The organism is Streptomyces sp. NRRL S-1813 (assembly GCF_000719605.1).
GTDB classification, from domain to species: domain Bacteria; phylum Actinomycetota; class Actinomycetes; order Streptomycetales; family Streptomycetaceae; genus Streptomyces; species Streptomyces decoyicus.
This window is the reverse complement of sequence record NZ_JOHB01000038.1, coordinates 17,736-41,329: the sequence shown is the minus strand read 5'-3', so window position 1 is coordinate 41,329 and position 23,594 is coordinate 17,736. Positions and strand designations below refer to the sequence as shown.

Annotated in this window: 21 protein-coding genes and 1 pseudogene; 9 read left to right on the top strand and 13 right to left on the bottom strand. The window is 71.3% G+C overall.

The genetic code is table 11. The features are described 5' to 3' along the window. Positions 1-58 precede the first annotated feature (58 nt). The 5 genes from IF67_RS0133680 to IF67_RS0133660 form a co-directional block, all read right to left on the bottom strand. Positions 59-427 (bottom strand): hypothetical protein, encoded by a 369-nt coding sequence (locus IF67_RS0133680; protein WP_030992177.1) that lies wholly within the window; start codon positions 425-427, stop codon positions 59-61. Continuing rightward, positions 427-1,032 (bottom strand): hypothetical protein, encoded by a 606-nt coding sequence (locus tag IF67_RS0133675; RefSeq protein WP_030992175.1) that lies wholly within the window; start codon positions 1,030-1,032, stop codon positions 427-429. The genes IF67_RS0133680 and IF67_RS0133675 overlap by 1 nt, the downstream gene beginning before the upstream one ends. Continuing rightward, positions 1,029-1,325, bottom strand: coding sequence for a hypothetical protein (locus tag IF67_RS0133670; protein ID WP_030992174.1), 297 nt, complete (start codon positions 1,323-1,325; stop codon positions 1,029-1,031). Before IF67_RS0133670 ends, IF67_RS0133675 begins: the two co-directional genes overlap by 4 nt. 147 nt (positions 1,326-1,472) lie before the next feature. Then, the gene (locus IF67_RS0133665) at positions 1,473-1,721 is read right to left on the bottom strand and encodes a hypothetical protein (RefSeq protein WP_030992172.1); all 249 of its coding nucleotides are present in this window, start codon (positions 1,719-1,721) and stop codon (positions 1,473-1,475) included. A gap of 1 nt (position 1,722) precedes the next feature. Further along, positions 1,723-1,980: a helix-turn-helix domain-containing protein gene (locus tag IF67_RS0133660; protein ID WP_199812820.1), complete on the bottom strand. Its 258-nt coding sequence runs from the start codon at positions 1,978-1,980 to the stop codon at positions 1,723-1,725. Positions 1,981-2,155: 175 nt separating this feature from the next. Between IF67_RS0133660 and IF67_RS0133655 the strand changes: the two genes are divergently transcribed. The 3 genes from IF67_RS0133655 to IF67_RS0133645 all read left to right on the top strand — a co-directional run bounded on the left by IF67_RS0133655 (position 2,156) and on the right by IF67_RS0133645 (position 4,290). Continuing rightward, a complete protein-coding gene (locus tag IF67_RS0133655) occupies positions 2,156-2,584 on the top strand; it encodes a hypothetical protein (RefSeq protein WP_030992169.1) in 429 nt (142 codons plus the stop codon). Positions 2,585-2,737: 153 nt separating this feature from the next. Further along, positions 2,738-2,944 (top strand): hypothetical protein, encoded by a 207-nt coding sequence (locus IF67_RS0133650; protein ID WP_030992168.1) that lies wholly within the window; start codon positions 2,738-2,740, stop codon positions 2,942-2,944. Beyond that, positions 2,920-4,290, top strand: coding sequence for an integrase (locus IF67_RS0133645; RefSeq protein ID WP_158713204.1), 1,371 nt, complete (start codon positions 2,920-2,922; stop codon positions 4,288-4,290). The genes IF67_RS0133650 and IF67_RS0133645 overlap by 25 nt, the downstream gene beginning before the upstream one ends. 77 nt (positions 4,291-4,367) lie before the next feature. Here the strand turns inward: IF67_RS0133645 and IF67_RS0133640 are convergent. Continuing rightward, a pseudogene (locus IF67_RS0133640) lies at positions 4,368-5,108 on the bottom strand (carbohydrate ABC transporter permease); the annotation flags it as partial. 277 nt (positions 5,109-5,385) lie between these two features. On the opposite strand from IF67_RS0133640, the gene IF67_RS0133635 reads away from it, so the two are divergent. Further along, positions 5,386-6,276: an aminoglycoside phosphotransferase family protein gene (locus tag IF67_RS0133635; RefSeq protein WP_030992163.1), complete on the top strand. Its 891-nt coding sequence runs from the start codon at positions 5,386-5,388 to the stop codon at positions 6,274-6,276. A gap of 71 nt (positions 6,277-6,347) precedes the next feature. Here IF67_RS0133635 and IF67_RS0133630 read toward each other — a convergent pair whose 3' ends face one another. Continuing rightward, positions 6,348-7,067 (bottom strand): exonuclease domain-containing protein, encoded by a 720-nt coding sequence (locus tag IF67_RS0133630; protein ID WP_030992161.1) that lies wholly within the window; start codon positions 7,065-7,067, stop codon positions 6,348-6,350. 277 nt (positions 7,068-7,344) lie between these two features. On the opposite strand from IF67_RS0133630, the gene IF67_RS0133625 reads away from it, so the two are divergent. Next, complete coding sequence (locus IF67_RS0133625; protein WP_030992159.1) at positions 7,345-8,148, top strand: SDR family NAD(P)-dependent oxidoreductase; 804 nt, start codon at positions 7,345-7,347, stop codon at positions 8,146-8,148. 108 nt (positions 8,149-8,256) lie between these two features. Here IF67_RS0133625 and IF67_RS0133620 read toward each other — a convergent pair whose 3' ends face one another. The 3 genes from IF67_RS0133620 to IF67_RS0133610 form a co-directional block, all read right to left on the bottom strand. Further along, positions 8,257-9,501, bottom strand: a complete 1,245-nt coding sequence (locus IF67_RS0133620) for an SAV2148 family HEPN domain-containing protein (RefSeq protein WP_030992157.1) — start codon at positions 9,499-9,501, stop codon at positions 8,257-8,259. Between the two features lie 101 nt (positions 9,502-9,602). After that, positions 9,603-10,934 carry a copper amine oxidase gene (locus tag IF67_RS0133615; RefSeq protein ID WP_030992155.1) on the bottom strand — a complete coding sequence of 444 codons (1,332 nt, stop codon included), beginning with the start codon at positions 10,932-10,934 and terminating at the stop codon, positions 9,603-9,605. A gap of 50 nt (positions 10,935-10,984) precedes the next feature. Then, the gene (locus IF67_RS0133610) at positions 10,985-11,803 is read right to left on the bottom strand and encodes a Tat pathway signal sequence domain protein (RefSeq protein ID WP_078889784.1); all 819 of its coding nucleotides are present in this window, start codon (positions 11,801-11,803) and stop codon (positions 10,985-10,987) included. A 241-nt stretch (positions 11,804-12,044) separates the two neighbouring features. On the opposite strand from IF67_RS0133610, the gene glgX reads away from it, so the two are divergent. After that, a complete protein-coding gene (glgX, locus tag IF67_RS0133605; protein WP_030992152.1) occupies positions 12,045-14,255 on the top strand; it encodes a glycogen debranching protein GlgX in 2,211 nt (736 codons plus the stop codon). On the opposite strand, the gene IF67_RS0133600 is transcribed toward glgX, so the two are convergent. After that, positions 14,215-15,534 (bottom strand): hypothetical protein, encoded by a 1,320-nt coding sequence (locus IF67_RS0133600; RefSeq protein ID WP_030992149.1) that lies wholly within the window; start codon positions 15,532-15,534, stop codon positions 14,215-14,217. The two genes, glgX and IF67_RS0133600, sit on opposite strands and share 41 nt — an antisense overlap. Positions 15,535-15,685: 151 nt before the next feature. Between IF67_RS0133600 and treY the strand changes: the two genes are divergently transcribed. Continuing rightward, positions 15,686-18,145 carry a malto-oligosyltrehalose synthase gene (gene treY / locus IF67_RS0133595; protein ID WP_030992148.1) on the top strand — a complete coding sequence of 820 codons (2,460 nt, stop codon included), beginning with the start codon at positions 15,686-15,688 and terminating at the stop codon, positions 18,143-18,145. A 57-nt stretch (positions 18,146-18,202) separates the two neighbouring features. Here the strand turns inward: treY and IF67_RS0133590 are convergent, their stop codons facing one another. Further along, positions 18,203-19,084, bottom strand: a complete 882-nt coding sequence (locus IF67_RS0133590) for a LysR family transcriptional regulator (protein ID WP_030992145.1) — start codon at positions 19,082-19,084, stop codon at positions 18,203-18,205. Between the two features lie 159 nt (positions 19,085-19,243). Between IF67_RS0133590 and lpdA the strand changes: the two genes are divergently transcribed. Further along, a complete protein-coding gene (gene lpdA / locus IF67_RS0133585; RefSeq protein ID WP_030992144.1) occupies positions 19,244-20,680 on the top strand; it encodes a dihydrolipoyl dehydrogenase in 1,437 nt (478 codons plus the stop codon). Positions 20,681-20,868: 188 nt separating this feature from the next. Next, entirely contained in the window at positions 20,869-22,863 is a 1,995-nt protein-coding gene (gene otr(A) / locus IF67_RS0133580) for a tetracycline resistance ribosomal protection protein Otr(A) (protein WP_051818878.1), read from the top strand. A gap of 12 nt (positions 22,864-22,875) precedes the next feature. Here the strand turns inward: otr(A) and IF67_RS0133575 are convergent, their stop codons facing one another. After that, on the bottom strand, positions 22,876-23,421 hold the full coding sequence (locus IF67_RS0133575; RefSeq protein WP_030992139.1) for a DUF1707 and FHA domain-containing protein: 546 nt from the start codon (positions 23,419-23,421) through the stop codon (positions 22,876-22,878). Positions 23,422-23,594 lie beyond the last annotated feature (173 nt).

Sequence of the window (23,594 nt, the reverse complement as noted above, 5' to 3'; positions counted from 1 at the left end):
CTGGTGGCGGCCGCGTTGTTGCCCGCGGGGAGGTGGCCAACTACCCCAGTGCGGCGGGTCATGCGGCACCTCGGATCTGCCGGGCGACGCTGGCCGCGATGTGCAGTTCCGCAGCCAGATCGACCGCATCCTGCCGAGACATCTCAGCGGTCACCGGCTCCATGTGGTCTGCTGCCATGTGCGCGGTCAGCTCCTCGCGGGCAGCGTCGGCCTGCGCCGCGGCGAGCGTGGCCCCCGTGTCGTCGCCGTCCGCCTGCGCCTTCTCCCGGAACCGCAGCGCGCAACCGAGCGCCAGCAGAAGGTCATCGACCAAGTCCGGGTTGGACACGTGCAGGTCGGCGAGCCGGTCGAGGATGCCCTCGGCATCGCGGGTGACATCCACCTCGACGAGCCCCCGCCGGTTACGGCTGGCCTTGATGTGCCTCATCACGCACCCGCCGTCTGGGTCGGCGCGAGGATGCCGCGCAGCTTGTCGACAGCCGGCCGGGCGAGAGCACTGGTGGCCTGCGGCGTCAGCGCGTACGGCACCGGGCCAGCGCAGGTGCAGGCCGGGGATGCGGGCCACCGGCACGGCTCGGGGTGCGGCTCCGCGTCGGCGTCGTCCTCGTCGTGGGTCAGCACCCACCGTTCGGCCGCGCGGTCCCACTCGATGTGCTCGGTGCCGCACGGGTTCGAGATGTGGCCGTCCGGCTCGACGTGCACCGGGATCCCAGCAGTGGCCAGAGCGTTGAGGCCGTCCACCGCACGCTGCCACGGGGACACATCGGCGCCCGGCGCCTGCCCCTCGGAGATGTCACAGGTGCTCACGAGATAGGCGGCGCCGGTCTCACCTACGCTCTTGAGCCATGCGGCCACGTCCTCGATCACGGCCATGCGCCCAGTGGTGGCCTGCTGCTCTAGCTCGGCGGCGGTCTCCGGCGACTGGAGCATCCCCGCCGCGTCGAGGTCCGCGGCGATGCCAGCTGCCGTGTGCTTCCTCTTCATCGAGCGGCAGATCAGATCCGCCGCCGCGCTGATCGCCCGGACGTTCATGCCGACACCTCGGCATCCGCCGGGTCGTCGCCCAGCGTCCAGGCTTCGACCGGGACACCAGCCACCATCGCGTTCAGCGAGGTGTACGGCGCCGGGTTGTCGTCGCTGTGCGGCCGGGTCGTCGTCTCCACATCCAGCTCACGGGCCAGCGCGGCCACGCCCGCCTCGTCGTTGTGGAAGTACAAGCGGACCGAAACCTGATCCGGCGCCCAGGGACCGCAGTTGGTGGTCACCCAGCTCGGGAGCTGCGGGCAGATGCGGATGATGCGCTCGGCCACCGCCAGGGCAGCCATGTGCCCGCGACGCTGAGCGTCAGCCACAGCAGCGGGACCGGTAGAGTCGTTGCTCACGGGGAGCCTCGCTTTCGAGAGTGGTGAGGCGAGCCGTTCAGGGGTCGCGCCGGGTGTCGCCGGTCGCGGCCCCGACTCGCGTCAGGGGGGTCAGGCAGCTACGGGCTTGCGGCCGGAGGGGTAGCGGGACTTGATGCCGCCGGCGTGGAGGGCCTTGCGCTCCTCGCGGCTGACCAGAATTCGCCGTCCCGGGCCGCCGCCCCGCCGGATGGTGCGGAGCTTGCGGCGAACGGTGTTGACGCTGCACCGCATGACGTAGGCCGTCTCCTGGACCGTCAGATACGGAGCGTCGGGGTCCTCGGGCTTCTGCGGCGTGTGGTAGATCGTCTTGTCGATCACGTCACTGCTCCTGTGTGTGGTCCTCGGGTGGGGCCGGGGTCCTCAGCCGTTTGTCGCCGGCCCGCAGGCCGAGCGCCTTGCGGAGTGCGGCGTAACGCTCCGGTCCCATGCGGTCGCGGTAGCCCGTTTCGAGGTGCCGGAGGTAGCAGTCACTGATGCCTGCGCGTCTGGCCGTCTCAGCCGTACCGAGCTCTGCGTCCAAGCGGGTTTGGCGTATCGCCGCCCCGTTCACCTGGATGGTGGGTTGGGGTCTGTGCATGAGTAGAAGTTAACCCTAGTTGACCCGTTGCGCAAGCCCTAGTTGACCTAACATGGTTCAACGTTCATCGACATCAGAGGCAACATGGGTCAACAAGGAACTACTCAGTAACTAATTTCGGCCCACTTGACCCCCGTGCTGGCCGGTCCTGGCGGGTCCTGGGATGATGCGAGTCATGGCCACCCCCAAGGACCAAGACCTCAAGCGCCTAGCGCAGTACGTGACGAAACGAAGGCATGAATTCGGCATGGGCCGCGATGCCATCGCACGCACCGTTGGCCTCGCTAAGGGCACCTGGACTCGCCTCGAACAGGGCTCGCCGATCCGCGATGTGAACTACGCGAAAGTCGACAAGGCCCTGTCCTGGGCGGTCGGCAGCTGCGTATCCGTGGCCGAGGGGCATGAGCCGGTCGTGCTGCAAGAGGGGGAGCTGGCGCCCGGCGTGGTCGCCGCCACCGTGCCCGTCGAGGACATGGGGGATGCCGTACGACAGTCGGTCGAGTCCGCATCGATCGCCGTCACGAACAACTTGACGGCCCAAGAAATCCGAGACCTGAGCGCAAAGGTCGTCGAGACTCTGCGGGAACGAGGCCTGATCCCCTAAAAGATCAAGCCTTATCCGTACAACCTTCGCGGGTTATCAACACGCAACGTACACAAGCGGAATCACCCTGGTACGAACCGGCCACAGAACCGGTTGAATATGCGACAGTGGGTGAACGCCTTGGGGGGTTCCCGACGACGATCCAGGGGAGCCATGGTGCAGCACGGTCAGCTCGTCATAGCCGATCTCGGCGAGAACTTCACCGGGTCGATCAACAAAAGGGCGGGGAGGGCGTATTGCGTGGCGTCGCCCAAGGTCCAAGTCAACGGCATGGCACGCCGAGCCCTGCATGAACTGGCCAGGCGCGAGGGGATGGACTGCGATACCTGCCGCGGATGCTTCTTCGGCACGGCAAACTGAACGCAGTCAGCGCGAAGGCCGGCGGATACTTCCGCCGGCCTCGCTGCCTTGAGAGGGGAGAAACCATGGCCCGGCCAGACGAACACATCCACATCGAGTGGCGGGGCGGCACGTGCCGCGTGAAGTGGTGGTCAGGCGAATTCCTGCCCAACGGCCGGAAGAGGTACGAGTCCAAGGGCGGTTTCCTCGACGAGGAATCGGCGATGGACTACGGGCGCGATCAGCTGTACGAGATCCGGCACGGCACCCACGTCAGCAACCGCGACGGCGCCACGCTCATGACCGAGTGGCTGGACGACTGGCTCACCGGCATGGACCACGGCCACCTCACCGAACGCCAATACCGCTCGGTCGTCGAAAACCACATCCGGCCGTACTTCGCCCGGAAGACTGTGGCTGACGTCGACGTGCTCGCGTACCGGGCATTCCGGAAGCACGTGAACAGCGTCCTCGGCGCGGGCAGCGCAGGAAACGTGATGATGGTCTTGGGCATGGTTCTCGATGACGCCGTGCCTCGCCTCATCAAGACGTCCCCTGTCGAACGCACCCGGCGGCGCGGGAAGTTCACGAAGAAGAAGCGCGAGCGGAAAAAGGACATGGCACCGGCCGTCGTCGAGCAGCTGGCGCACAACGCCGAGATCTTCTTCGGGTTCCCCGGCTACGTCTTCATGTGGACCATGGCGATGACGGGTATGCGGCCGGCCGAGCTGTACGGGCTCACACGTGAGTACTGCTACCCGACCTGGCCCGGCACCGACCCGCGGACCGATCCGGACGAGGAGGAACGGTACGCGGAGGACATGGAGCGGTACGGCAAGGGCGACGGCCTGATGCCAGCGATTCGTGTAGAGCGCCAAGTTCAGTATTCAGGGGGCACGTTGCAGTTCTTCCCCCCGAAGTACGACTCGTACCGCCCTCTTGTGGTGCCGGTCTTCCTCGCCGAGATGCTGGACAAGCTGCAAGCAAGCCACACCAGTAAGTGGGTGTTCCCCGCGATCCAGGGCGGGAGCCTCGGCGCGGTGAACTTCGACTACAAATACTGGCGGCCGATCGCCGACGGCTGCGAGGAACGGAAGGGGCCCCGCGTGCGCAAGCCTCGGCCTGCGATCCCGGCCGTACCAACGTTCCAGGGGAAACGCCTGTACCTGCTGCGGCACGGGCACAAGGCGTGGCTGGACGAGGACGGGCACAGCAAGTTCGCGACCGAGTCCCGCATGGGCCATGAGGTACCGGGCGTCGAGGGCGTTTACTCCAGCGTGACGGTGCCGATGGAGCGTGCCATCATGGAGTCGATGCAGGCGCGTTGGGAGACGCTGCAACAGCAGATCCGGGAAGCCAATTCCTAGATCATCTCCCACTTGTTTCCCACTTGGGGGTTTCCCAGTGAGGAACCCGCAGGTCAGGCCACTTTCGGGCCCCAATGGTTCGACTCCCAGATGAAGTTGAGCGCGGTGACGGCGAGCGCGATGGGCCTGAGGGCGGGCCAGGTGACGGTACGGAAGCGGCGCCAGGCGCCCGCGCCGTCCATGGCGGCGGCCTCGTGCAATTCGCGTGGCACGTTCTGGAGGCCGGCCAGGAGGGTGACGGTGGTCTGCGGCATCCCGGCCCACACGCCGACGACGATGACCGCGGGCAGTGCCGTGGCCAGCCCGCTCAGCCAGTCCCGGCCGTCCCCGGCTCCGGAGAGGCCGAGGCCGCGCAGCGTCTCGTTCAGGATGCCGGCGTCCGGGTGGTAGACCAGCCGCCACATGATGCCGACGACGACCTCCGGCATCGCCCACGGAATGATCGCCAGCGCGCGGGCCAGCCAGCGCAGCCGCAGATTGAGGTTGAGCAGCAGGGCAAGACCGAGGGCGAGGACGAACTGCGGGACGGTGACCCCGAAGGCCCACACCAGTCCGATCCGGAAGGAGTCCCAGAACAGGGAGTCCTGGAACAGATCGGAGAAGTTCAGCAGCCCCACGAAACGGGTGGCCTGGGTCCGGCCCGACTGGGCGTCGGTGAAGGCCAGTCCGATGCCGTAGAGCAGCGGCCCCGCGCTCAGTACCAGGATCGGGATCAGTGCGGGCAGCACCAGGAACCAGACGCCGTGGTCACGCCGGCGCCGGTCGGTGCGGTCCGCGGCCGATGCGGTGGACCGCCGTGGCGCGGTCGCCAGGGTCACAGCAGGGACTCCTCAGGACACGCCCCAGGGCCTGTCCTTTGGATCAGGCCGGGCTCGGCCTGATCCCAACGACAGGCCCAAGCCGTTGGCACGTCTGCCATCGCTCCCCCTCTGCCCCGTCGGCCGCTTCCGGCCGCCGTCATCGTCGTGACGGCGGCCACCTCAGTCAAGGTCCCGGCCGGATTCCTTGAAGGATCTCCCCACCCGGGAGGTCTCCCGGAGCTGCCCGGCGGACCTGCGACACTGGTCGCGTTCACGCACCTCAGGAGGCATCCCGATGACCGAACCGAGCCCTGCCGCCTTCACGGAGGCGCGCGCCCGGGATGTACTGGCCGCGGCCGGACGCCCCGATGCGGCAGCCGATGCCGCGCTGCTCTCGCTCGGCGAAAACGCCGTCTTCGCCCTCGGCGACCACGGGCCGGTCGTACGGGTGGGCCGCAGCGCCGAACTCCTGGAGCGGGCCGAGCGGGAACTCGGTGTGGCGCAGTGGCTGGCGGCCGAGGGCGTGCCGGCCGTACGGGCCGCGGAGCCCGTGGCCACCTTGGTCGACGGGCATCCCGTGACGTACTGGCAGCGGCTGCCGGAGGCCGTCCGCCCCGCCGGTCCTGACGATCTCGCCGCCCTGCTGAAGCTGGTCCACGCCCTGCCGGAGCCGCCGTTCACGCTGCCCCGGCGCGAACTGCTCGGCGGCGTCGAGCGCTGGCTGCGGCTGGCCGGCGACGCCGTGTCGGCGCCGGACGCGGAGTATCTGCGCGGGCGGCGGGATGCGTTCACGGCGGCCGCCACCGCCCTGGAGCCGCAACTGCCCCGCGGCCCCATCCACGGCGATGCGCTGACCCGCAACGTTCATATCGGCCCCGACGGACCGGTGCTGGTCGACCTGGAAACCTTCTCCTCCGATCTGCGGGAACACGACCTGGTCGTGATGGCACTGAGCCGGGACCGCTACGGCCTGTCCCCGGACGCGTACGACACCTTTGTGTCCGTCTACGGCTGGGACGTACGGGACTGGGAGGGCTGCGCCGTGCTGCGCGGGTCCCGGGAGACGGCGAGCTGCGCCTGGGTCTCCCAGCACGCGCCCGGAAACCCGGCGGCGCTCAAGGAGTTCCGGCGCCGGATCGCCTCACTGCGCGACAAGGACGCCACAGTGCGGTGGTACCCCTTCTGAGCCGGTCTCGGTCGTGACAGCGCCGTAGCGCCCCGTTCCCGTCCCCACCCCGTCCCCGCTTCCGTTCCCGCTCAGCCCCTGGCCTGGTACGGGATCAGGGGCCAGGCCGGCTCGATTATCGCCTGGGGGTCGCCGGAGCGCCGCAAATACGCCTGGAACGCGGCGGCTTGTTCGGCGGCCGCCTGCTCCTGGAGGGCGTGCAGCGCACGGGGCGAGGGGATGGCGACAGCCGGGAACTTCTCCCCGATGCGCCGGGCGACCCCGGCCGCGGCCGCCGCGTCGGCGCCCGCTTCGTGTGCGCCGTCCAGCCGGACGCCGTAGTGCCCGCAGAGCGCCTGGAGCGCGCGCTTCCCCTTGCGGTAGCGGTCCACATGCTTGTCCAGGACGAGGGGGTCGATGACCGGTGCGGGTTCGTGTCCGAGGCGCTCGGTCAGCGTGCGCAGGCCGTGGCGCCGGCACTCGCGGTCCAGGAGGGAGAGGTCATAGCGGGCGTTCATCACCACCAGCGGGATGTCCGCGCGCAGGGCCTCGGCCAGCGCCTCGGCGATTTCCTCTATGGCGGTCACCGGCGAGCGGCCGTGCTCTTGGACATATGCGGTCGAAATGCCGTGAATGGCCGCAGCTTCATCGGGAATCGGCACGCCGGGGTCGAGCAGCCAGGTCAGCTTCTCGACCGCGCGGCCGTCCCCCTCCATCCGGATCAGCGCGGCCGTGACGATGCGGTCCTGCTCGACGTCCGTGCCCGTGGTCTCCAGATCGAAGCTGACCAACAGCTCCTGATGCCAGCTCATGCCGATACCTCGCTTCGCTCGGCCTCGCACTCGCTCGGCGCGCACCTTTTATCGATTCGCTCGTGACCCTCGCTCATGCCGATACCTCGCTTCGCTCGGCCTCGCACTCGCTCGGCGCGCACCTTTTATCGATCCGCTCGCTGCCCTCGCTCATGCGGCCTCCTTCGGTGGTACTTCCCCCGTTGCTCGCCCACTCTCCCACGCACCACTGACAATCGACCGGCCACCTGTCGCGGCACAGGAGCCGTGGTCCCCGGCCGCCCCTAGGCTGACCGCCATGGACCTACGGCTGGCAGGACATGGCGCGCTGGTGACGGGCAGCAGTTCGGGGATCGGCGCGACGATCGCCGAGACGCTGGCGGACGAGGGCTGCGAGATCCTCGTCCACGGGCGTAACGCGGGGGCCGCGGCGGCCGTCGCCGAGCAGGTCGCGGCGCGCGGTGTACGGGCCGAAGTGGTGCTCGGCGATCTGACGGAGCCGGGCGTCGCCGAGCAGGTCGCTCTCACCGCACGCGATTTCGGGGCCCGCATCCTCGTCAACAACGCCGGTCCGTTCGCCGAGCAGGACTGGGAGAGCTCCGGGCCGGCCGACTGGCGGGCCGCCTTCGAGGGCAATGTGCTGCCGACGGTGCGGGTCAGCCAGACGCTGCTGCCGTCGCTGCGCGCGCACGGCTGGGGCCGGGTGATCACCATCGGCAGCCGGGCCGTGCGGACGCCGCTCCCCCATATGGCGGCGTACTCCGCGGCCAAGGCCGCCGTGGTGAACATGACCACCAGCCTGGCCGGGCACCTCGCCGGGACCGGGGTCACCGCGAACTGTGTGAGTCCGGGGGTGATCGTCACCCCGTCCATGTACCGGATGTTCGAGGAACGGGCGGCGGCGGGCGAGGACAACGGGGCCGGTCCGGAGGGCGGACCCGACGAGGCGGGCATCGTCGCGGAGTACGCGCCGAACCCGAGCGGACGGCTGGGGCGCCCGGAGGACATCGCCGCCGCGGTCGCCTACCTTGCGAGCCCGCGCGCCGATTACGTCAACGGGATCGAGCTGCGGGTCGACGGCGGGATCACGGGGACGTCGTAGGAATCGGGCAATGGAGTGGGCGAAGTGGCCCGGTGCGAGCCGCAGCCGCACCAGGCTCGCCTTCCGAAGGCGCCGGCAGCAGCCCGACGACGGGCGGCGGCGGCCCCGTCAGGAGACCGGCCGCGAATCCGCCCACATGCTCTCGAATTCCTCGCGGTAGGTCTCGAAGAGGCCGTGGTCGCCGGCGTCCCGGCCGTCCTGGCGGACGACCTCGCGGCCGCCGCCGCGGAGGACGAGGACGGGGGACTCCATACCGCGGCTCTTGCGGAGGTAGGGCTGGACGACGGCCACGCCGTCGGGGCCGTCGCCGTCGACGAGGTAGGCGGTGAAGCGCGGGGTCTCGTCGAAGACCTGGATCTCGAAGGCACCGGGGTCGCGCAGCCGGGCGCGCACCCGTCGCATGTGGAGGATGTTCATTTCGATGGAGCGGCTCATCTCGCCCTTTTTCAGGCCGATTTCGCGCTCCCGGCGGCGGACCGCGCTGCTGGCCGGGTTGAGGAAGAGCAGGCGGACGCGGCAGCCCGATTCAGCGAGCCGGACCAGGCGGCGGCCCGAGTAGTTCTGGACCAGGAGGTTCAGCCCTATTCCGACGGCGTCGAGCCGGCGGGCGTTGCCGAAGAGGTCCTCGGCGGGGAGCTGGCGCTGAAGCCGCACCCGGTCGGAGTGCACACCGACGACGTCGGCGTAGCGGTCGCCGACGAGGTCCTCCACCGCGTCGATGGGCAGCCGTCCGGAGATACGGGTGCCGACGCCGGAGCCGAGGATGTCCAGGAGACGGGCGGAGGCACGCTCGGCCTGGGCGAGCACCGTCTCGGACAGGGCGCGGTTGCGGGAGACGATGTTGCGGGCGACCTCGAGTTCGTCGAGGGCCAGCTCGACCTCGCGGCGGTCGTCGAAGTACGGCTCGAAGCAGGGCCAGTGCTGGACCATCAGTTCGCGGAGTTGCGGCAGCGTCAGGAAGCTGACGATGTTGTCGTCGGCGGGGTCGAGGAGGTAGCCCTTGCGGCGGCTGACCTCGCGGACGGCCACCGCGCGCTGGACCCACTCCTGTCCGGCGGGACCGGCCGCGGCGATGACCCATTCGTCGCCGTGCACCGGCTCGTAGATGGGCCGCAGGACGGCCGCGACGACGGCCCGCAGCCGCTGCTCGACGAGATTCAGCCAGATGTAGGCGCGGCCGGCCCGCCGGGCCCGCGTGCGCACCTCGCTCCAGGCGTCGGCGCCCCAGTCCAGCTCCGCCCCGATCTCCAGCGGGCGTGCCAGGGACACCGCGCCGGGCGGTGCGTCGACGGAGCCGCCCTCATGACCCTCTTGACTCTCGTCACCAGGGGGCAACTCCAGCCCGCCGCTCACCTGCCACCGCCTTCCCGAACCCCCGTGCCAACGATCAAGGCAGACTACTGCGGTGCGGGAGACGGTGCAGCAGGATGGATCGAGTCGGTTGCCAACTCCCCTTACCTATAGTGCCCGTTGTGCCCGGACAGCGCGGGTGGAGTGAGCGGATTCATAGCCGTGACATCGCGTGGGACCAGCTGGAAGCCCTGCCAGTGCACGGGCATCGGCTCCTGGTCCTCGTCCCTGGCGATGTGATGGAACCCGATGTTGACCCACGCGATGGGGTGTTTCAGCGGCTGGCCGTTGACCCAGGTGTCGACGCTCTTGCCGGCACGGGCCCCGCAGTTGGCCAGGTTGTTGCTGGCGAACTGCTCGCATTTATTGTACTCGGTGAAGTAGATGTCGTGTGTGGTGTAACTGCGCCCGGTGTACTTGCTGGTGGGGCCCGGGACGATCTCGTACGAGCGCGGGTGGCCGTCCTTGTTCTTGCCGGTGGCGCTCACCACCCGCCACCAGCGCAGCGCGCCGGAGTCCCCGGCCAGCTCCTTGGTGACGGGCGTACGGGTGGTGCGGATGGTGGGGGTTTGGCCGCCGGGGCGGATGGTGGTGGCGGAGTCGAACTGCTCGACCTTGTTGGCGGCGCTGCCGTCCAGGCCGAAGTTGAGCCGCCAGAAGACGTTGTGGCTGTGGCTGGTGGCGTAGTCCTTGGCGCCCTTGCCGATCGGCGCGCCGCGGCCGTCACCGGCGTCGTAGTCGCCGGGTGACACGGTGCCGGTGGCGCCGACCTGAAGGGTCATGGTGCCGTCGCCGGAGAACCGCCACTCGCTGATGTACTCGTACCAGCCGACCTTGTTGACGGTGTAGAGCAGCAGGTCCTTGCCCTGGAGCTGGTAGGTCTTGGCGTGTTCGCCCGGGTAGGGGCCCATCCGGTAGGCATGGCCGCGGGCGCGGGTGGTGGCGCACAGGCCGCTGACGTCGGGGTGCGCGGCGTCATAGGCGCCGGGCACCCTGACGGTCTTGATGGTGCCGCCGGGGCATTCGGCGGGGTCGAGCTTCATCAGGCCCTGGGCGAAGCCCTGGCCGGTGAGGTCGTCGTATTCGTTCCCTCCGTCGTCGTAGGGAACGTGGATCTGGGCGAGTTTGGCGGTGGTGAGCACCTTGACCGGGGTGCGTTCGCCCTTGGGCTGGTAGGAGACGTCGTCCAGGACGAGCCCGGCGTTGCCTTCGTAATGCCAGCACATGCGCCAGACCGTGCCGCCGTCGAGCGTCTGGGTGATGCGATAGGCGGCACTGCAACGGGGAGCGGGTGCGGGTGCGGCGGGGGCTTCGGGGGCGGCCTGGGCGGACGGGCCGGTCAGCAGGGCGGTGGCGGCGAGCAGCAGGGGGGCCGCGGTGCGGACCGCGGCGCGGCGGCGCGGGCGGCGGGTACCGGCGGGGCGTCTTTCGGGCATGGCAAGGGCTCCCGGGGAAGGAGTGGTGGGGGTCGGCGGTGCGGGGCGCGTCAGCCGAGGCGCGCGACGGTGCGGGCGCTGAGGTCGATCACGAAGCGGCGGGTGTCGATCCACCGGCCGTTCTTCACCTTGGTGAAGAGCCGGATACAGCGGTGCTCCCCGCAGTCGCCCAGCGCGCCCGGCGCCTCGCCCTCCGCGCGGCCGCGGTAGACGAAGCCGGTGACGGAGAGCGGGTCCGGGCCGGTGAGGTCGCGCCCGGTGGCGTCGCGGTAGTCCTGGCGCAGCCCGGATCCCAGCGGGGCGGCGATCAGCAGCCTGGCCGCCTCGACGGCCTCGGCGTGGCTGGGCGGCGGCTGGACGCCGTGCTGGGTGTCCGTCGACTCCACCTTCGAGGTCGTGAGGTTGACGGTCCTGGTGAGGTAGCTGTCGCTCTTGTAGTCGTAGAAGGAGACCAGCGCGCGGCGCGGCGGGTCGGCGAGCCCGGCCTCCGAGGGGGCGAGTTCGGCCAGGTCGGTGGTGAGGCGTTCGGGGCCGGGGCGTCCGGTGACGTCCACCGCTGCGCCGCGCGGCGTCCGCGGCAGCGCCAGGTCCTGGGCGCGCCGCAGCTCGTCGTCGGTGAGCGGGTCCCTGCCCTGGCCGCGCTCGCCCTGGGGGCGGGCCCCTTCGACGACGCCGGGCGGTGGTGGTGGTCCCTGGTCGCGTCCCGGTGCCGGCGCGCCGACCGCACCGGGGCGGTTCCGGCCGGCCGTTCCGTCGGCGGCGCCGGCGTCGGACGGCAAGGTGATCGCGGCCATGACTGCGGTGCCCGTCAGCGCGATGGCGGCCCCCGCGACGACCTTGCCGAGGTGGCGGTGCATCAGATGGTGCACGGTTCCCCCCTGCTGTCACGTCCCGTGACATGCATGTCGGTCCCCCGTCCGTCCTCCAGTAGGACGACCAGTAGGACGATCCGACATCGGGACAGGTTGCTCCACCATTGAGCGGAGATCTCGCGAAAAGCCCTCTGTGTACGAGAAGTTGCGAAAAGTTGGGGAAGGATTTCGATTCGTTCCGCGGATGTGTGTCGTGGAGTCGCCGCAGCGCCCGAGAAGAAAGTGGAAGAGTCTACCCATGCAGGTCTGGCCGGGACAGATGTATCCGCTGGGTGCCACCTATGACGGGGCGGGCACCAACTTCGCGGTGTTCTCCGAAGCCGCGAAGCGCATCGAACTGTGTCTGCTGCACGACGACGGTTCGGAGACCGCCGTCGAGCTGCGCGAGAGCGACGCCAATGTGCGGCACGCCTATCTTCCGGGGGTGATGCCGGGGCAGCGTTACGGCTTCCGGGCGCACGGTCCGTACGAACCGGAACGGGGGCAGCGCTGCAACTCGGCAAAGCTGCTGCTCGATCCGTACGCACGGGCCATGAGCGGCCGGATCGACTGGGACGAGGCCGTCTACGGCTACCACTTCGGACGCCCCGAGGTGCGCAACGACCTGGACTCGGCGCCGCACACCATGGCGTCGGTCGTGGTCAATCCGTACTTCGACTGGGGTGACGACCGTCCGCCGCGCACCGCGTACCACGAGACGGTGCTCTACGAGGCCCATGTGAAGGGCCTGACGATGCGCCACCCGGAGCTTCCCCAGGAGCTGCGCGGCACCTATGCGGCGCTGGCGCATCCGGCGATCATCGACCATCTGACCAAGCTCGGGGTGACCGCGCTGGAGCTGATGCCGGTGCATCAGTTCGTCCAGGACCACCGGCTGGTGGACGCCGGGCTGACGAACTACTGGGGCTACAACACCATCGGGTTCTTCGCCCCGCACAACGCCTATGCGTCCTGGGGCGACCGCGGGCAGCAGGTGCTGGAGTTCAAGACGGCGGTGCGGGCGCTGCACCAGGCCGGTATCGAGGTGATCCTCGATGTCGTCTACAACCACACCGCAGAGGGCAGCCATCTGGGCCCGACGCTGTCGTTCCGGGGGCTGGACAACGCCTCGTACTACCGGCTGTCGGACGACAAGCAGTACTACATGGACACCACGGGCACCGGGAATTCGCTGCTGATGCGCAGCCCGCATGTGCTCCAGCTGGTGATGGACTCGCTGCGCTACTGGGTGCAGGAGATGCGGGTGGACGGATTCCGCTTCGATCTGGCGGCGACGCTGGCCCGGCAGTTCCATGAGGTGGACCGGCTGTCGTCGTTCTTCGATCTGGTGCACCAGGATCCGGTCGTCAGCCAGGTGAAGCTGATCGCCGAGCCGTGGGACCTCGGTGAGGGCGGCTACCAGGTGGGAAACTTCCCGCCGCTGTGGACCGAGTGGAACGGGAAGTACCGGGACACCGTGCGGGACCTGTGGCGGGGTGAGCCGCGCACCCTGGCGGAGTTCGGGTCCCGGCTGACGGGTTCCTCGGACCTCTACCAGGAGGACGGCCGTCGGCCGCTGGCCTCGGTGAACTTCGTGACCTGCCATGACGGCTTCACGATGCACGATCTGGTCGCGTACAACGAGAAGCACAACGAGGCCAACGGCGAGGACAACCGGGACGGTGAGCGCTTCAACCGGTCCTGGAACTGCGGCGCCGAGGGACCGACCGACGATTCCGGGGTGCGACGGCTGCGGGCGCGGCAGATGCGCAACTTCCTCGCCACGCTGATGCTGTCGCAGGGCGTGCCGATGCTCAGCCACGGGGACGAGTTCGGGCGCAGCCAGGACGGCAACAACAACGCGTACTGCCAGGACAACGAGCTGTCGTGGGTGCGCTGGCCGGAGCGGGCTCCGGTCGGGGGCGCCGACGACCCCTATGAGTCCGACGAAGCGGAGGGGGCGCAGGAGGCGGACGAGGAGGCGGAGGTAGCGGCGGAGGGGGACGAGGAGCAGCTGGCGCTGCTGGCGTTCGTCCGGCAGATGGTGTGGCTGCGGCGCGACCATCCGGTGTTCCGGCGCCGGCGGTTCTTCCAGGGGCACCCGATCGAGGGCGCCCACGACGAGCTGTCCGACATCGTGTGGTTCACGGCGGACGGCGAGGAGATGGGGCCGCGTGACTGGCAGTCGGTGCACGCCAAGTCGCTGGCGGTGTTCCTCAACGGAAGCTCGATCTCCGAGCCGGGTCCACGGGGCGAGCCGGTCACCGACGACTCGTTCCTGCTGATGTTCAACGCCCACGACCAGGAGAAGGAGTTCAGGGTTCCGGAGCACCTCGGCCGGCAGTGGCAGATCGTGGTGGACACCGACCGGCCGCAGGCGGTGGCGGACGGCGGCGGCGCCAAGGTCAAGGCCGGTGACCGGCTGACGCTCATCGGCCGGAGCCTGCTGGTGTTGCAGCGGCCGGCGTAGGAGCGGCGGCCCGCCGCCGGGCCGGGGCACCGAGGGCGAGAGGGAGGATCAGGACGGCCGCTCCGACGGCGACGGCGAAGGCGGCGGAGGGGCCGTACGCCTCGGCGAGCCGGCCGGCGGCGGCCAGAGCCAGCGCCTGGCCGCCGACCACCGCACTGGTGAGGAACGCCATCGATTCGGCCAGCCGGCCGGCGGGCACCAGCCGTTCAGTGAGGCCGAAGAGCGTGATCAGATGCGGCGCGAAGGCCACCCCGAGCACCACGACGACCGGATAGAGCGCCCCCAGGGACCGTACGAACAGCAGCGGTACGGACAGCACGACCAGCGCGACGGCGGCCGCCCGCCGGCGCGTCGGCAGCGTGATCCGGGCGGGCACCAGCGCCAGCGAGAGTCCGGCGACGGCACTCATCACCCCCATCGCGGCGTAGACGAGCCCGGCCTGGGCGGGCTGGTGGAGACGTTCGGTCAGCGCCGTGATACCGGACTGGCAGGCGCCGAAGATGACGCCCTGGAGCGCCATCGAGGCACGCATGCCGTGCACGGCGCGGGGCGTGCGGGCGCGGGCGGGGCGGACCTCGGTCGTGGATGGGCGCGCCGCGGTCATGGGCGGTGCCCCGGCCGAGGCCCCCCGCGCCCCGGCCGTCGGATGCAGCGCCTCGGCCCTCGGATGCAGCGCCGTAGCCGTCGGGTGCAGCGCGAACGCCGAGCCGCAGACCGCGAGCAGCAGGGCGGCCAGGGCGAGCGCCGCGGCCGGGTGGGCCACCGTGGCGGACAGCCCGACCAGGGCCGGGCCGAGCACGAACGACGTCTCGTCCAGGGTTCCTTCGAAGGACAGCACGGTGTTGATCAGGCGGTCGTCGGCCCCTGCGCGATGAGCGAGCGCCACCAGCCGGGTGCGGGCCAGCGGCCCGATCTGCGGTACGGCGGCACCGGCGAGCAGCCCGATCAGGGCCAGCGGCAGAGTCCCGGCCCGGGCCAGGGCGGCGGCCACCAGCGCGGCCACGGCGAACGCATCGAACCAGCAGGCGGCCAGCACCACCGTCCGCTGCCCGTGCCGGTCGGCGAGCCGGCCGAGCAACGGCCCGCCCACCGTCTGCCCCGCCGCCAGCGCACCGCCGACCAGGCCCGCGGTGGCCAGCGAGCCGCTCGTCCGTGCCACCAGCAGCAGACTGCCGAGCTGGCACATGGCCGTGGGGAGCCTGCCCAGGAAGGAGATGACGGGCAGCACCGGCCCGCTCAGGGCCATCACCCGGCGATAGGTGGCCGTTGCAGCGATCATCGCCAGACGCTATCGGGCACCGGCCCGCGCACCCCAGGCACCGGACGCACGAAGGTCTGCGGCCTCCCGCGCCGCCCCCTTGGAGGAAGCGACGACACCAATGCCGGGCGGGGATGACACAACGGGCCGTCAGCGGGGTACGGGTGTCCCCATGACGCAGCCACCGAGTCCGTCGCCGACCGCCACCTACCGGCTGCAACTCCAGCCGGACTTCCCGTTCGCGGCCGCCGAGCGGGCCGTCCCGCATCTGGCCGCGCTCGGCATCTCCCATCTGCACCTTTCGCCGGTGCTGGAGGCGGTGCCGGGGTCCACCCACGGCTATGACGTGGTCGATCACGCGGCGGTACGGGCCGAGCTGGGCGGCGAGCGGGGGCTGCGGGCGCTGGCGGCGACGGCCCGGTCGCACGGCCTCGGGCTGGTCGTCGACATCGTGCCGAACCATATGGCGGTGCCCGAGCCGGTGTCGCTGAACGGGCCGCTGTGGCAGGTGCTGCGCGACGGCCCGGCGTCCCCGTATGCGCGGTGGTTCGACATCGACTGGGACGCAGGACACGGCGGCCGGCTGCTGCTCCCGGTGCTCGGCGGCCGGCTGGGCGAGGAGGCGCGGCACTTCCGCGTCGAGGGCGGGGTGCTGCGCTATCAGGAGCATGCCTTTCCGCTGCGCCCCGGTACGGAGGGGCTGCCCCTGACCCGCCTCCTGGAGGCCCAGTGGTACCGCCTCGCCTGGTGGCGGCTGGCCCGCAGCGAGCTCAACTACCGCCGCTTCTTCACGATTTCGGAGCTGATCGCGGTCCGTGCCGAGGACCCCGAGGTGTTCGCGGCGACCCATGGCACGGTGCTGCGGCTGGTCCACGAGGGCGTCATCGACGGGCTGCGCATCGACCATCCGGACGGTCTGGTGGACCCTGGCGGCTATCTGGCCCGGCTGCACGGGGAGACCGGCGGCCGCTGGACGGTGGTCGAGAAGATCCTCACCGGCGACGAACAGCTGCCGGAGAGCTGGGCGTGCGCGGGCACCACGGGCTATGACGCCCTCCGGCACATCGACGGTCTCTTCGTCTGCCCGCAGGGCGCCGGCCGGCTGTTCTCCCACTACCGGGACTTCGTCACCCCGCTGGCCGACGAAGGCGGTGACTGGGAGGAGACGGTGCGCCGGGCCGCGTACGAGGTCATCACGCACGATCTGGCCGCGGAGGTCGAGCGCCTGGTGCGGACCGCGGCCCGGATCAGCGCCCGCGTCCCCGAGCCGGGCGACCATGCGCCGTGGGCGCTGCGCCACGCCGTCCGGGAGCTCATGGTGCGGCTGCCGGTCTACCGCCCGTACGCCGCGGACCCCGCGCGGACCGGGCAGGACGCGGCGATGCTGGGCGCGGCGGCGGCAGGGGCGCGTACCGCCTTCCGGGTGCCCGACGAGGCGCGGGCGGTGGATCTGGTCCACGATCTGGCGCTCGGCCGGCTGACGGACGACCCGGGACACGGCGGCACGGACTGCGCCGACTTCGCCGCGCGGTTCGCCCAGACCGCGTCCGCGCTGCACGCCAAATCCGTGGAGGACACCGCCTTCTACCGCTATCCGGTGCTGCTCTCGGCCTGCGAGGTCGGCGGGGCCCCCGGCGAACCGGCGCTCCCCCCGGAGGCGTTCCATGCGTACTGCACCCGCGTGCAGCGGGACCGGCCGGCGTCCGGGACGGTGCTCTCCACGCACGACACCAAGCGCAGCGCCGATGTGCGGGCGCGGATCGCGGTGCTGTCGGAGTGCCCGGACCGCTGGCGGGACGCGCTGGGCGCGATGGCCGACGGGGCGGTGTGCGACGTCGGAACCGGCGGGACGGACGGAGCCGGTCCGGCGGATCCGATGGTGTCGTGGCTGGCCTGGCAGACCGCTTTCGGCCTGGGTGCGCCCGGCGACGGTCCCGCGGCGGAGCGCGTGGCGCCCGCGGTCCTCAAGGCCGTACGGGAGGCCGGGCTGCGCACCTCGTGGACGGAGCCGAACGCGGGCTACGAGGAGGCGGTCGAGGAGTTCGTACGCAACGGGCCGTGCGGTCCCACGGCCGCCCCGCTCGCCGCGCTGGACGCGGAAGTCGCCCCGTTCGTCCGCGCCAATGTGCTGGGCGCGACGCTGCTGCATCTCACCATGCCGGGCGTCCCCGACCTCTACCAGGGCACCGAACTCGCCTACGCCGCGCTGGTCGACCCGGACAACAGGCGGCCGGCGCGCTTCCGTCCGGAGCAACTCGCCGAGCTGGACGCCGGCACCGCGCCACGCGATCTGTCCGCCGAGAAGCTCCGGATTACCGCCACGGCGCTGCGGCTGCGGCGCGAGAACCCGCACTGGTTCGGCGCCACGGCGACGTACGAGCCGGTGTATGCGGAGGGCCCGGCGGCCGAGCACTGTGTGGCGTTCTGCCGCAGCGGGCGGGTGCTGACGGTGGTGACCCGCCTGTCGCTGCGGCTGGTGGAGACCGGCGGGTGGTGGGACACGCTGCTGCGGCTGCCGCCCGGCGGCCCCTGGCACGAGCTGCTGACCGGCCGCGAACTGGCGGGCGGCGCGGTGGTGGGGCTGAGCGAGCTGCTGGCGGTGTCGCCGGTGGCGTTGTTCGTCGGTGAGTGAGCGGGGCACCGGGTAGCGGGCATGAGGGCACGTCAATTAACCGTGCTCCGCTTCGAGTTACCGCCCGCTCGCGTTCCCGCCCGCGCGCAGCAGTTCGGTGAACTCCGCGGCCGCGCCCGTCAGCTCGACCCGTGAGAAGACGGTGATGTCGCGCTGCCAGGGCGGGTCGGTGGGCACCGACGCACAGTCCAGGCCGAGGAGTTCATGGGCCGCGGTCAGCAGCACGCCGACGCCCGCCGAGGCCATCCGGACGGCGGTCGAGCTGTGCTGGGTGCGGACGGCGGTGCGCGGGGTGAAGCCGGCCCGTTCGCACTCCAGGTCCAGCCAGTGCCGTCCGTCGACCACCGGCTCCAGGCTGCACCGGACCCACGGGCGGTCCGCCAGCTCCGCGAGGCGTACCGACTCCCGGGCGGCGAGCGGATCGCCGTGCGGTACGACCAGCACCATCCGCTCCTGTCCCACGACGGTGACCGGACCCGGCCAGTCCTCGGGGCGCGGGCCGAGTGCCATATCGGCGACGCCGCGGGCCATCTGCTCGGACAACTCCCCGGTGGTGGCGTACTCATGGAGCACCAGGCGCACGCCAGGATGCTCGCGGGCCCAGCGTGCACAGATCTCCGGGAGCACCCCGATCGCCTGTGCGTGCACCGTCGCGATATGCAGTTCGCCGCTCTCCGCGCCGCCCGCCGCGAGCGCGGCGCGGCGGGCCTGCCGGGCGCTGCGGACGGCGAGTTCGGCGTGCGGGAAGTAGGCCCGGCCCATCGCGGTCAGCCGCACCCCGCGCGTCATCCGCTCCAGCAGCGGGCCGCCGACCTCTCGCTCCAGCGCCTTGATCTGGTGCGAGAGCGCGGACTGGGTGACGTGCAGCTCGTCGGCGGCGCGGGTGAACGACTCCTGCTCGACGACCGCCACCAGGTACTCCATCTGCCGCAGGCTCATACCCGCCCCTCCCCGGTGACCTCGGCCCGCCTCATGAAGCGCACCCCATGCAGCGCCCCCCTGAGGTGCGGCCCTGAAGTGCGCCCATGAAGACTCTGCATCCACTCCAGTGAAACATTGCCTTGGACTCATCGCCGCAGGTGGGCGGAGTCTGCTCCCATGAGTCAGACAGAGACGAACACGACGGATGTCCTCGTCATCGGCGGCGGCACCGGCGGCTACAGCACCGCGCTGCGCGCCGCGTCCCTGGGCCTGCGGGTGGTGCTGGCCGAACGCGACCTGGTCGGCGGCACCTGCCTGCACCGCGGCTGCATCCCCAGCAAGGCCATGCTGCACGCCGCCGAGCTGGTGGACGGCATCACGGAGGCCCGTGAGCGGTGGGGCGTCAAGGCCACCGTCGACTCCCTGGACTGGCCGGCCCTGGTGGCCACCCGCGACACCATCGTCGCCCGCAACCACCAAGGCGTGGCCGGGCACTTGCGGGCGGCGCAGGTGCGGGTCGTCCAGGGCTCGGCGCGGCTGACCGGTCCCCGTACGGTCCACATCGAGGGCGCGGGGGAGTTCACCGCGCGGCGCGGCGTCGTCCTTGCCACCGGCTCCCGGCCGCGGCTGCTGCCGGGGCTGGTGGCCGACGGCCGTCGGGTCGTGACCAGCGACGATGCCCTGTTCGCCACCGAACTCCCGGCCTCCGTGCTGGTCCTGGGCGGGGGCGCGATCGGCGTCGAGTACGCCTCCTTCCACCGCTCCATGGGGGCCGAGGTCACGCTCGTCGAGGCGGCCGGGCGGCTGCTTCCGCTGGAGGACGAGGACGTCGGCCGCCATCTGGCGCGCGGTCTGAAGAAGCGCGGGATCACGGTCCGTACGGGCTCGACGCTGACCGCCACCGAGCTGCTGCCGGACGGCGTACGGGCGACCGTACGCACTCCGCAGGGCGACGAGCTGGTGGTCGGGGCCGAGCGGCTGCTGATCGCGGTGGGGCGGGTCCCGGTGACGGACGGGCTGGACCTTGCGGCAGCCGGGCTGTCGGCCGACGAGCGGGGGTTCGTCGCGCCGGCGGACCGGTCGCGGCTGGAGACCTCCGTGCCGGGCATCCATGTGGTCGGCGATCTGCTGCCGCCGCCGTCCCTGGGGCTGGCCCATGCCTCGTTCGCGGAGGGCCTGTTGGTGGCCGAGACGCTGGCGGGCCTTCCTGGGCGTGCGGTGGACTACGCGACCGTGCCGCGGGTGACGTACTCCTCGCCGCAGACCGCTTCGGTCGGTCTGACCGAGGCCGAGGCACACGCACGCGGCCTGGAGATCAAGGTCAACACCATGCCGCTGGCCGCCACCGCCAAGGGCATGGTGCACGGTCAGGGCGGCATGGTGAAGGTGATCGCGGCGGCGGAGGGGGCGGGCGGCCACGCCACAGGACCGGTGCTCGGCGTCCATCTCGTCGGGCCGCATGTCTCGGAGATGATCGCGGAAGGCCAGCTGATCGTGGCCTGGGACGCCGAGCCGTCCGATGTCGCCGCGCACATCCATGCGCACCCCACGCTGTCGGAAGCGGTCGGCGAGACGTTCCTGACCCTGGCGGGGCGGGGGCTGCATCAGCACTGAGCGGGCCCGTGCCTCAGCACTGAGCGGGCCTGTCCCCCGGCCCGTTAATTCGGTTGCACGCCCGCGTCCGGCTGGCACCATGGCCCCGTACGCCCGGTTTTTCCTCTCTCAGGAGCACAGCATGCGCGGATTCCTCGGAACTACTCATCGCCCCAGCCGGACGACAGTTCTTGAGGAATCCACCTTCCATGCTTCTTTCGCGCACCCTGAACGTCGGGATTCTCGCCCACGTCGACGCGGGTAAGACCAGCCTCACCGAGCGGCTGCTGTTCGACACCGGTGCCATCGGCCGGCTCGGCAGCGTCGACACCGGTGACACGTGTACGGACACCGGCGAGCTGGAGCGGCAGCGCGGCATCACGATCCGCTCCGCCGTCGCCTCCTTCACCGTCGGCGGCACCCAGGTCAATCTTCTCGACACCCCCGGCCACTCCGACTTCACCGCCGAGGTCGAGCGGGCGCTGGGGGTGCTCGACGGCGCCGTGCTGCTGCTGTCGGCGGTGGAGGGCGTCCAGGCCAGGACCCGGGTGCTGATGAAGACCCTGCGGCGGCTGCGGCTGCCCACCCTGCTGTTCATCAACAAGATCGACCGGACCGGCGCCCGGGACGAGGCGCTGCTCGCGGACATCCGCCGGCTGCTGGCTCCGGTCGCCGTCCCGATGACCTCCGTGACGGGCCTCGGCACCGCGCGAGCCGACGCGGTGCCGTACGCCCTGGAGGACCCCCGGGTCCGCGAGCGGATCGCCGAAGTGGTGGCGGAGGCCGACGAGTCGGTCCTCGCCCAGCTGGTGGGTCCTGGCCCGCGAGGGCCGGAACAGGGCGGAACGGCAGCGGGCGGGCCTGAGCCGACCGCGGACCGGCTCCGCACGGCGCTCGCCGACCGGACCGCCGACGGTTCGCTGCACCCGGTGTACTTCGGCTCGGCGCTCGGCGGTCAGGGCATCGACGCACTCATCGAGGGCATGGTCCGGCTGATCCCGCCGGCGCCCATCGGCGCGGGCACCGAGCCGCGGGGCACGGTCTTCGCCGTGCACCAGCCGCCGAACGCCGAGCGGACGGCCCATATCCGGCTGTACGCGGGCGCGTTGCGGCCACGGCAGCAGATCGCGCTGCACCGGGCCGCGGCGGACGGCGCGCGCGAGTCCCTGACCGGGCGGATCACCTCACTCGACGTCGTCGGCCGGGCACCCGGCGACGGCGGGCCGCTCACCCCCGGCAATATCGGGGTGATCCGCGGGCTGCCCGGCATCCGGACCGGTGACCGCCTGGGAGCAGCCACCGACGCCCCCGCCGAGAACACCCTCTTCCCCTCCCCCACCCTCGAAACCCTGGTCCGGGCCCGCCGGCCGGCACGCGCCGCCGCGCTGCGTGCCGCACTGCTGGCGCTCGCCGACCAGGATCCGCTGCTCCAGGCGCGCCCCGCGCCGGACGGCGCGACCTCGGTGCTACTGCACGGCGAGGTGCAGAAGGAGATCATCGCGGCCACCCTGCGCCAGGAGCACGGCATCGAGGCGGAGTTCGCGCCCAGCCGGGCGGTGTGCGTCGAGCGGCCGTCCGGGGTCGGCGAGGCCTGCGAGGAGATCGCCCGGCGCGGCCACACCGGGCCCTGGGCCACGGTCGGGCTCCGGGTCGAGCCGGGCGCCCGCGGCTCCGGCCCGGTCTTCACCTACGAGACCGAACTGGGCGCCCTGCCGCACGGCTTCCACCAGGCCGTCGAGGAGACCGCGCTGGCAACCCTGCACCACGGACCGCACGGCCTGGCGGTGACGGACTGCCGGGTGGTGCTCACCCGTTCCGGGTTCGTCGGCCCGCTCAGCACCGCCGGGGACTTCCGAGCGGTCACCCCCGTCGTACTGCGGCGGGCGCTCGACCGGGCCGGCACCCGGGTCTACGAGCCGTACCACGCCTTCGAGGCCGAGCTCCCGCTCACCGCGCTCGCGCCGGTGACCGCCCGCCTCGCGGCACTGGGCGCGGAGCTCGCCGAGACCTCCGGCGGGCGGCACTCCTGGCTGGTCAGCGGATCGCTGCCGGCCCGTCGTGTGCAGGAATTCCTGGGGCTGTTGCCCGGTCTGACGCACGGCGAAGGGGTGTGGACGTCCCATCCGTCGGGAGACCGGCCGGTGCGCGGGCCGGTGCGGGAGGCGGCTGTCGCATCGCCGTGGGCACGGGAAGGGTCCGGGTGAGGGCCGCCCCGCTCACCGCTCCGTCAGGACGTAGTCCACCCGGCCGAAAGTGATGTGGTCGCCGGGGCCGACCGGCACCTCGCCCACCACACGGCGGCCGTTGACGCAGGTGCCGTTGGTGGAGCCGAGGTCGCGCAGCAGCCATCCCTTGCCCACGCTGCGGAGTTCGGCGTGGGCGCGGGAGACCGTCTCATGGTTGAGGCGCAGGCCCACGCCGGGCGCCCGCCCTATGAGCAGCGGGAGCGGGCCGGGCTCCGGCAGCAGCAGCTTCGGCAGCCGCTCCATGCGCCAGGCGCGGCGCACCCTGAGGTGGAACGCCGACACCCGGCCCACCATCCGCAGCATGACGCCCTGGACCTTGCCGCGGCTCGCCAAGTCGGCCGTGATCAGGTCGAGTTCCGACTGCTGTTGGGCGGTGAGAACGAGTTCCAGACGCCGCAGGAAGGTGTCCTGGGACAACCGTCCCTGCGCCGCACCGTCGCGCAGCAGATCGAGGGCGCGTTCCCGGTCGGCGTCCGACGGGCGCGCCGGGCGCGCAGGGAACTCGAGCGAAGTCATACCGCGATTCTCCGGCCACCGCGAGCCGCTGTCCAGGCGATGCAGGTGCGCGGCACGGAGCAGGTGGGCGCATGGGCTCGCCGGAACGGCCCAGTGGGATGGCGCGATGTCGGCCCGTATCGCCACGTCGGACTGTCGGGCGGCGCGGCAACATGCTTTCTTCGTCAGGGACC